We start from the raw sequence: 4311 nt of genomic DNA, 5'->3' as shown, positions 1-4311 counted from the left end.
ATTTCCGCTCTCCAGCCGGTTTTCCATTAACAAAACCAGCTGTTCCGGCAAAATTTGCCCTTGCTCCGTTTCCAGCCCGCTTTTATCCGTACTGGCTAATACGACGGTTTCTATTTTTTGTTCTGTTCCATTATTTTCCATATTTTTTTTCGCCCCCGTTTTGTATCTTTTTAAGGACCGACTTCGCGGCAATGCGGTCCTGCTCTTTACGTAATTTTTTCATTTCAACCATATATTCATAGTAGATTTTTTCAATTTCATCAGCTTGTTTTTTAAGATATTTATTATCCATATTTTTAAAAAATACCCAAAATTATTGCTTTAAAATATTTTTATGCTCCCGGAGCCAAACGCCCCATTAAAACAACAAACCCCACGCCGAGCAAAACCAAAACAACATTCAAAAATGCCTGCTTCTTGTGCGTTGCCGGAACCAAGTCAGAAGAGCCTATGTATATGAAACTTCCCGCGGCAATAGAAAGCAAGGCGCCCAAAGAAATCCCAGACATTCCCCGCGTTAAAAAATACGTGGCAATTGCACCAACCGGCGTTGCCAAGGCAACCAGCCAAGAATAAAATAAAGCTTTTGTTTTAGAAACATTATCATGTGTTAACAATGTATAGGTAAAAATACCTTCGGCTGTCTCATGAAATATAACCGCAAAAGAAGCAATAATGCCGATTGCCTGGCCGAACTGGAAAGCAATGCCAATTGTTATTCCGTCAATCAACGAATGAAATCCTATTCCCAAGGAACTCAGAATTCCCATATTATGGACTTCGCATTCTTCTTCTTGGCACGAATGAATAATCATTGCATGCTCAAGCAAATATAAAACAATTATTGTTCCCAATGTCCAAAGCGCCCAGTTTGTTTCCGAACTTATCGCTTCGGGCAAAAGATTTAAAAACGCTGTTGCCAGCAAAACCCCTACCGCGAAACTGATTAAATAAACCGAATTTCTTTTAGTCCAATTTTTAAAATATTTAACTAAATAAACCCCGGCTATTGTTGAAAGTCCGGCAATAAAACTATAAATTATAATGTTTAAAAATATTGACATTTTAATATACTTATAATAAACTCGTAATTAGCTTTTTCAAACCTAGCATATTGCTGGGGGATAGCCAAGTCGGTAAGGCAACGACCATCGGAGTCGTGATCCTTGGTTCAAGCCCAAGTCCCCCAGCCAATCCTTTTAAAAAAATCTCGCGTGATTTCCTGTTAGCGAGTCTGCGCGCCAACGGCGGGACAAACAGCCGGAAAAGGCTGTAGATTCAAAAAGTCACAGGCAAGAGCGGTATTGCCTTTCGGCAAGAACACCTAAAGGTGTAGCAATCCCGATCGGGCGCTCAGCCTAATTTTTACTCCCGAAATCCGGGAGTTTTTTATTTTGTTCCCCCTCCTTTTTCAAAGGAGGGTTGGGGTGGATTATTTTATTTCACTAATTATCCTTAATATAATTCCTCTAATATTTTTATTTTTTCCCGCCCCGCCAAATTGCCAACCAAACAATTCCCAACATCAAATAATTAAACAATAAAAACCACGGGTTCGCCCAGACTATGCCGTTAAACTTCCAATCAGAAAACGGCCATAAAAACGGTGTTGGAAAAAATTTATACGAATGCGAAGGTATATCAATAATAATATGAAAAAGCCAGCCAAGAGTTGACCAGCGCGCGCGCCGGAAAATTAAAAACAACAGTAAAAAAATTATAGCAAACGAAAATAAACTATGTGTTAAGTTGTAAAGCAAGTGAGTCAGCTTAAAAATCGGCAAAGTATCTGTTTTAGTTGGCTCCATTTCTGTCGGCGCAAAATCTGAAGAATTAAAATTTCCGGTTATTGCCTGAAATCCCATCCAAACAAATAAAGGCGCAAACGCAAAAACATCAGGAAAAACTCCCCAAAACGCGGTGAACCAAACCCTCACCGGCTTCTTCTTTTTAAAATTTATAATCTTGGCCAGGGCGGCTGCCCAAAGACCATGAGCAAAAACATCCATAAATTTAAAGTAATTTCATTATAATAAACTTTTATCTAAAAATAAAGTCCGAATTTCGTTGACTTTTTTAAAATATAATAGTATTTTATCAAAAACCCGGATAGTCTAATGGAGAGAAAAATGCATTACTTTGAAGCTGAAGCAAAATTCGGCTTAGGCCCCTCCAAGTCTGGATTATGGGGAAAAAATAAAGCGCCAATTTTACATAAGTACTTTTCAACTTTAATCTGTTCAAAGCTTTTCCAGCTTTGGCGCAATCTTAATCCGGACAATATCGAATGCTTTTTTATCGATAGCATTCCCTTTGTTGATATTGGCACGGGTCCGCAAACCCTTGAATCAACGCTTCGTATTTTAGAAAAAGAGGCAAAACGCGCAAAAGATTTTAAAACAATCCGCCTTATTTTTTTTAAGCAATATGAACAGCTGGAAATTGTCCAAGGTTTCTGGCTTGAAGCTTTCCCAAAGTTCAAGCACACAAATTTTAAAATGCAAACGTGCGCCCGCATTTTGCCAAGCAATTGCCGCTTAACGCCAAAAGAAAGCATCAATAAAATCACTGAAGGCCTTGGCCTGTTCCTGTCATGGTTAGAAATTATTTCTTCCCATAAAATATTTCAGGAATGGAACCTCAACCCGCGATTCAAAATAAAACAGGAAATTAGTTTGCCGCCAGAATTAATCCGAAAAAATTGCGGCAAAGTATTTACTGAAGATCGTTTTCCTCTTCCGGGAAATAAAATCGAGGATTGCCATCTGCACGCCGTGCAATTAGCTTGGTTATTGCTAAATTGCAAAAATCCGCCGACAGAAATAACCTCGGCCAAAAACGGGCAAAAGCTCTTTCTTCCGTCTTTCCCTCGGCTTCTAACCAAGGCATTGCGCCTTCACCCTATCCCTGACTTTCCGATTATAAAAGAAATTTTGCCCATTAAATAAAACCCCCCGACAAACACCGGGGGGTTATTATAATTCCAGTCTAATGAATTAACGTTTTTCCATTTTATAAGCAAAATATGAATAAATAATTGTGTAAACCGTCGTAAAAAAAACCGGAACAATAACAAACCAAAAAGCATATGCCGGAAAAACAATTCCGAATAAACAAATCACGCCGGAAATCTTAAACATTTTTCCGCCAAGCCTATTTGTTTTATTCCAAACATTTTCATAGCTCATTGTCCATGGCGTTCTAATCCCAATAAACCAATTTTTTTTCGCGTTAGCTGTTAGAATTCCAGCGTAATAAAATAATATTCCCAACGCCGGCGATAAAACCTGCCCCATATCAAATCTATATCCGAAACTCCAGAAAATTGTTAGCGCATATATATAGAATAAAAAACAAATAACCAAAACCACAAACCAGTCAAAATATTCCCGAAATTTTTCAATATTTTCTTTAAGCGGGTCAATGCCCGGAATTAAACGAAACATCAAATAAAGAACTGTTGAAAGAACAGGCATTAAAAACAATGCCCAGGCTTTCGGCATATATCCGTCCACATCCCCTTTCGCGTTCCAATGCGAAGCCATCTTTTCCGGCATCTGCGGATATAAATAAAACCCGGCGGCAAACGCAAGCAAAATAATTAATAAAATAAATATCTCTATTTTTTTCATATTTTATTAAGTAATAATTTTATTTTCTGAAACATCGATGATTCTACATTTTTCATCTCCTCCCACGAAAAAACATCACTACTTTTATTTTCTATTAATCTTTTTGGAGAATTTTTTCTTAGAAATTCTAAAATATACGTATCTTCTTTCTTGTTTTCGAAATACTTTAATAATCTATCATAAATTTTTTCATAATCATCTTTTATTAATCCGCTTGCACCATATCCACCAAGTGGATATTGTAGCCAAAAAATCTTATTTTGTAAATCTCTGGGCGTCAAAGAGTCTATATATTTTAAATGATATATTAACGCGACTTGCCCATCAATACCATTGATATAATAAGGAATGTTAATAACTCCAAAACTCACACTTTCACCACCGGGTAATTCGTTTAATATCTTTGAATTATAAAAAAATTCTTTTACTTCTTCTCCGTATAAAAGAATATTTTTATTAAAATACATGCTATATATGCTGAACTCTATATTCTGAGCGGATGCTTTTCCGGTATTAGTAATAGTTGAGTTTATCCTGTCATACATTTCGTATTCTGTCTTTTTTATATTCTGAATCATTATATCTTTTTCTAAAAAAACTAAATTCGCCTGTTGAAGTGGCAATAATTTAAAGTGAGTATACGCTGTCCAGCCAAGAGAAATGATCGCTAATAAAAAAG

General features: G+C 36.6%; 6 protein-coding genes and 1 tRNA gene. 2 read left to right on the top strand and 5 right to left on the bottom strand.

Annotated elements, in window-relative coordinates; all coding sequences use genetic code 11:
* Positions 1-130: 130 nt before the first annotated feature.
* Both PHT16_04130 and PHT16_04125 read right to left on the bottom strand, forming a co-directional pair.
* Positions 131-292: a hypothetical protein gene (locus PHT16_04130; GenBank protein ID MDD5721595.1), complete on the bottom strand. Its 162-nt coding sequence runs from the start codon at positions 290-292 to the stop codon at positions 131-133.
* Positions 293-332: 40 nt separating this feature from the next.
* The gene (locus PHT16_04125; protein ID MDD5721594.1) at positions 333-1064 is read right to left on the bottom strand and encodes a ZIP family metal transporter; all 732 of its coding nucleotides are present in this window, start codon (positions 1062-1064) and stop codon (positions 333-335) included.
* 54 nt (positions 1065-1118) lie between these two features.
* Between PHT16_04125 and PHT16_04120 the strand changes: the two genes are divergently transcribed.
* Positions 1119-1193: transfer RNA gene (locus PHT16_04120), tRNA-Arg, on the top strand.
* Between the two features lie 285 nt (positions 1194-1478).
* Here PHT16_04120 and PHT16_04115 read toward each other — a convergent pair.
* Positions 1479-2009: a hypothetical protein gene (locus PHT16_04115; protein MDD5721593.1), complete on the bottom strand. Its 531-nt coding sequence runs from the start codon at positions 2007-2009 to the stop codon at positions 1479-1481.
* Between the two features lie 120 nt (positions 2010-2129).
* On the opposite strand from PHT16_04115, the gene PHT16_04110 reads away from it, so the two are divergent.
* Positions 2130-2948, top strand: coding sequence for a hypothetical protein (locus PHT16_04110; protein ID MDD5721592.1), 819 nt, complete (start codon positions 2130-2132; stop codon positions 2946-2948).
* 48 nt (positions 2949-2996) lie between these two features.
* Here PHT16_04110 and PHT16_04105 read toward each other — a convergent pair whose 3' ends face one another.
* Complete coding sequence (locus tag PHT16_04105; GenBank protein ID MDD5721591.1) at positions 2997-3632, bottom strand: DUF1648 domain-containing protein; 636 nt, start codon at positions 3630-3632, stop codon at positions 2997-2999.
* On the bottom strand, positions 3629-4311 hold a 683-nt coding region (locus tag PHT16_04100; GenBank protein ID MDD5721590.1), incomplete at its 5' end, for a hypothetical protein. The genes PHT16_04105 and PHT16_04100, both read right to left, overlap by 4 nt.

Source organism: Candidatus Paceibacterota bacterium (assembly GCA_028718635.1).
Taxonomy (GTDB): domain Bacteria; phylum Patescibacteriota; class Minisyncoccia; order Phycocordibacterales; family UBA9973; genus UBA9973.
This window is presented reverse-complemented; position numbering and strand designations above follow the sequence as displayed.

Excerpts from the sequence above, each read along its gene's own strand:
- PHT16_04130 (MDD5721595.1), bottom strand. The coding sequence starts at position 292 with ATGGATAATAAATATCTTAAAAAACAAGCTGATGAAATTGAAAAAATC.
- PHT16_04110 (MDD5721592.1), top strand. The coding sequence starts at position 2,130 with ATGCATTACTTTGAAGCTGAAGCAAAATTCGGCTTAGGCCCCTCCAAG.
- PHT16_04105 (MDD5721591.1), bottom strand. The coding sequence starts at position 3,632 with ATGAAAAAAATAGAGATATTTATTTTATTAATTATTTTGCTTGCGTTT.
- PHT16_04115 (MDD5721593.1), bottom strand. The coding sequence starts at position 2,009 with ATGGATGTTTTTGCTCATGGTCTTTGGGCAGCCGCCCTGGCCAAGATT.
- PHT16_04125 (MDD5721594.1), bottom strand. The coding sequence starts at position 1,064 with ATGTCAATATTTTTAAACATTATAATTTATAGTTTTATTGCCGGACTT.